Here is a 4,467-nt window from a genome sequence, read left to right as displayed (position 1 = left end):
TCGTCACTTTCGAGTCGTGCAGCTCCCAGCAAAATGGGAACCTGACTGCCATCTTTACGAATGTATGCCTTCTCGAATGGGGTGCAACTCCCAGAGGCAGCAAGTTCTTGTAACACGAGCTCATCCTGCTGGACGTACTCTGGTGGTGTCATCTCAGACCAGTTCATCACGCCATCATGCAAGTCTTCACGGGTATAACCCACTATTTTGAGGAAGGCATCGTTCGCCTCCATAATCGTGCCACTGGGACCCGCCAGAAGCACGCCAATAATGTTGGATTCAACTAAGCGGCTGAAGCGAGCTTCACTTTTCTTCAGCGCCACCTGTTGGATTCTCAGGTCTGCGGCTAAGGCTTCGGCTTGCCGCCGTGCCACAACTTGGTCGGTCACTTCAAAGCCAAAGGTAATCACCCCTTCTACAGCACCATTGATATCGAACATGGGCTGGTAGACAAAGTTAAAAAACCCCTCCTCGATTGATCCATTCCCTTGCCGATCCAATTGAGCCGCGATTTCGTTGCCAAAGAAGGGCTGTCCAGTGGCCAGCACTTGATCTAGAAGTTCAAAAAAACCTTGTCCTGCTAGTTCAGGAAAGGCTTCTCGATTGGTGCGCCCAATCAGTTCGCGGTTTCCGACGAGTTGATAGTAGCGGGGATTGGCAAACTCAAAGACATGATCAGGCCCACGACTGATACAAATAAAAGCTGGAGCTTGGAGGAGAAGTGAATGCAATCGATTCCGCTGCACCTCCGCTTCTGCTCGCGCGGCTTGCTCTCGTACCAGAAGCTGGTTCCGCTCGGCCTCTGCTTGCTTGCGCTCGGTCACATCTCGGGAGATTACCACCACAGATTGCGTGGATGGATCTGCGTGGAGTGGAGCCAGAATATATTCGTAAAACCGCACCCCATTGTCTGTGGTGAAAACTGTTTCGCTAGTGAGCGATCGCCCAGTCGTCATCACGGTTTCTCGCTGAGCATCTACGGGTTCCATCAGATCAGCAGGTAAACCCAGCTCTTTCCAAGTTTTACCAACCAAATCATGGGGTTGAAACCCTAGTACTTGGGCTCCTCCATCGCTGACATATCGATATCGCCCTGCTTGGTCAAAGACATAGATATGATCCACAGATGCGGAAAAGATCGCATTCAAGGTATTCGTTTGTGCTTGGCCCTGAACGACTAATTGCCGATACTGTTCCTCACTAAGCTGCAGCTTGAATAATGATCGCTCCACCCGCTGCTTGGCGACCCGTAGGGCATCAGATAGGGCACTGATCAGGACGCCCTCCAGCAGAAACAAACTTAACCGCGAGCCATTCACCCAGTCTAGAGACAGGGAATATAGAGGCGGAAGAAAAAAGTAAGTGCTAATGAAACCTGACAAAGCGGTGGCAAAGAGCCCTGGACCTAAGCCTCCATACCAAGCACTGACCATGACAGCGCCAAAGAACAGCAGGAAAGGGCTGCGAGTCATAGCTAGCAGAGGGTCTAGTAGGAGCATCAGCACACTTGCCAGCAAAACGCTGAGCCCAGCAATGCCATAGCGCTGTACTTGAGAGCGGGTCGGATGGGGCATTTTCCTAGGTGAGATCAAGTCAATCAAGATAGCGATACCGAGTTGTTCGCGCTCATGATTTCATTAAAGCGATGATCGCTCTCACTAAATCCTCTGGTTCAATGGGTTTAGCCATGTGCCTCTGAAACCCTGCTGCCAGGGCTTGCTGCTGATCAATTTCTCCAGCATAGGCGGTCAGGGCGATCGCTAGAACCCCTCCGCCTTGGTCTGGGGGTAACATGCGGACTTGACGCATCAGCATGTACCCATCCATATCTGGCATGCCAATGTCACAAACTATTGCATCGGGTAGGAATTGCTGGAGTCGGTCTAAAGCTTCTAAAGCGGAGGCAGCAATGCTCACAGAGGCTCCCGCTTGCTCTAGGACAAACGATACAATGTCGCGAATATCTGGTTCATCATCTACAACTAGAAGTCGCAAGCCTGTGAGGGGCAGGTCAAGTGTAGAGTTTCGACTACTCAATGAAGCGTCTTGCCCGCTCAGGTTTCGTGGCTCAGTGCTGATTAACAACGGCAATCTAACGGTAAATGTAGCGCCTAGCTCCTCACCTGGACTCTGTGCCTCAACAGTACCTCCATGCAGTTCGGTCAGATGACCGACAATCGCCAGTCCTAGTCCTAGTCCTCCAAACTTCCGGGTCGTGGTGCCATCCTCTTGACGGAAGTATTCGAACACATAAGGGAGAAACTGGGAATTGATGCCTTTGCCCGTATCCTTGACTTGGATGTGAGCCTCGGTGTCAACCTGCTCTAAGCAAATTTCCACTCTGCCACCAGCAGGAGTGAATTTCACAGCATTGGAGAGCAAGTTCCAGATGATCTGTTGCAACCGGGCCTGGTCTCCCCTCACTTGTCCTACAGCAGGGTTAAATCTTTTTTGAATCTCAATTCCTTTGGCTTCTGCGGCGAGTTTTACGGTTTCTAGTGCGGCCTCAATGGTACTGCCAAGGTTGACGATCGCGGTGTTCAACACCAGCTTGCCACGCAGAATACGGGATACATCCAGTAGATCTTCAATCAATTGCGTTTGCAGTTTGGCATTGCGCTCAATCGTTTCCAGCGCGTGCTGTGTCTTTTGTGCATCCAAAGTGCGAGATTTCAGAAGCTGTGCCCATCCCAAGATGGGATTAAGGGGCGATCGCAACTCATGAGAGAGCACGGCTAAAAACTCATCTTTGATCCGATTCGCTTGTTCGGCCTCTTCTCTCGCCGCCTGCTCTCTCAGCAAAAGTTGTTCTCGTTCTGCCTCAGCCTGCTTACGAGGCGTGATATCCTGCACAACCTCCAACATTCCTAGAGCTTGCCTGGAGGAATCGTATTGAGCCCGCCCTTTAGCCGCGATCCATCGTTCAGAGCCATCGGCATGAATCACGCGATACTCAATGTCGTAGTTGCTCTGTTCGGCGATCGCCTGTTCTACTTGTAAACGGGCTTGTTCTCGATCGTCTTGATGTAGGAGATTCCACATCTCGGCCCAAGTTAGATGGGAACTTGATGGAATGCCAAATATTGCCGTAGCTCGTTCTGACAATGTCACGAGATCTGTTGCAGCATCCCAATTCCAATCCCCTAGTTTTGCCGCCGCTAATGCCACGCTTAATCGCTCAGCACTGGTTCGCAAGGCTGCTTCTGCTTGTTTGCGATCGGTAATGTCTAACAGAGATACTAGAACACGGTCACAGGCTTCTGAGGGAGATGGAAAGGTAATGGTCACCCAGACATCAAAGCGATCGCCTTGTAGGTTTTGCAGTACTGTTTCTGCCGCAAACAATGGTTCTTCAGCTGCGATTGCCAACAGTTCTCCAATAAAGACTTCTTGAGTCTCTGGAACAAAGATCTGATGTAAGGAGGTTAATAATTCTGCCTTATCTTGAGCACCAAACATTTGCAGCGCTGCTTGATTGACATCCCGGATATGCACCAAACCCATCGCCTGGTGCACAAATTCAGGATGTTGAGCGAAGTACTGACGAAAATCCTTAACGCCTGCTGCTTTGAGTTGCGTGATCGCGGCTTTGACTTCAGAAAAATCTTCTTCCCAAATCGCGACACTCACCGACTCAAAAATGTAGCGGTATCGCTGTTCTTGTGCAATTAGTGCCGCTTCTGCCTGCTTGCGGCGAGTGATATCGTTCACTAAGGTCACAAAGCCTTCCACAGTTCCCTTGTGATCAAAGCGAGGAACATAAGTGACAACCACATCACGGAGGTCACCCGTACTATAGGTAGCTTTGGTTTCAAAGGTGACTTCTTGCCCTGATAGTACCTGCTCGACATAAGGCCGAATGGCTGCGTAGGCCGTTTCCCCCAGCACCTCCCAAATGTACTTACCGTTAACTTCAGCCGCAGACCGTCCAAACCACTCTTCATACTTCTGGTTGTTGAAGCGATAACGCTGTTCAGCATCCACAAACGAGATCAGAACAGGCACAGCATTGGTGATTAGGCGAAGTTCTGCTTCTCGCTGCTGCAAGGCTGCTTCGGCTTGAATTCGATCAGTCACATCGATCGCCACTCCTGCCAGGAGTTTTTGCCTAGCCGCGTTCCGAAAAGGGAACTTAAAAGACATATAGCTGCGTTCCCTACCAAACTGCTGCACAGTCTCCAGCGTCTGCATGGGTTGACCATTACTCAAGACAGTCAGATCATTCTCATGTAGTTGGTGAGCAATGGCAGGTGGCAATATTTCAAAATCGGTTTTGCCAATAAAATCAGCTTTCTGACGTTGATTGACTCGCTCTGCCCAGCTATTGACATAGAGATAGCGCCCCGCTTCGTCCTTAATAAATGCTGCCATTGGGCTGTGGTTCATGAAGCTTTGGAACAGATCTTGGCTCTCGCGTAAAGCTATTTCTGTCCGCTTCCGCTCCATAAATTGACCTATTTGGCTACC

Annotated in this window: 2 protein-coding genes; both read right to left on the bottom strand. The window is 50.3% G+C overall.

The genetic code is table 11. The annotated features are described in order from the left end of the window. Positions 1 to 1,574, bottom strand: a 1,574-nt coding sequence (locus tag H6F72_RS29505) for a PAS domain-containing protein (protein WP_190443604.1), incomplete at its 3' end; no start/stop codon positions are given. 52 nt (positions 1,575 to 1,626) lie between these two features. Next, a partial coding sequence (locus tag H6F72_RS29500) for a PAS domain S-box protein (RefSeq protein WP_206755480.1) occupies positions 1,627 to 4,467 on the bottom strand: 2,841 nt, incomplete at its 5' end.

It is taken from the genome of Trichocoleus sp. FACHB-46 (assembly GCF_014695385.1).
In the GTDB taxonomy this organism is placed as follows: domain Bacteria; phylum Cyanobacteriota; class Cyanobacteriia; order FACHB-46; family FACHB-46; genus Trichocoleus.
This window is presented reverse-complemented; position numbering and strand designations above follow the sequence as displayed.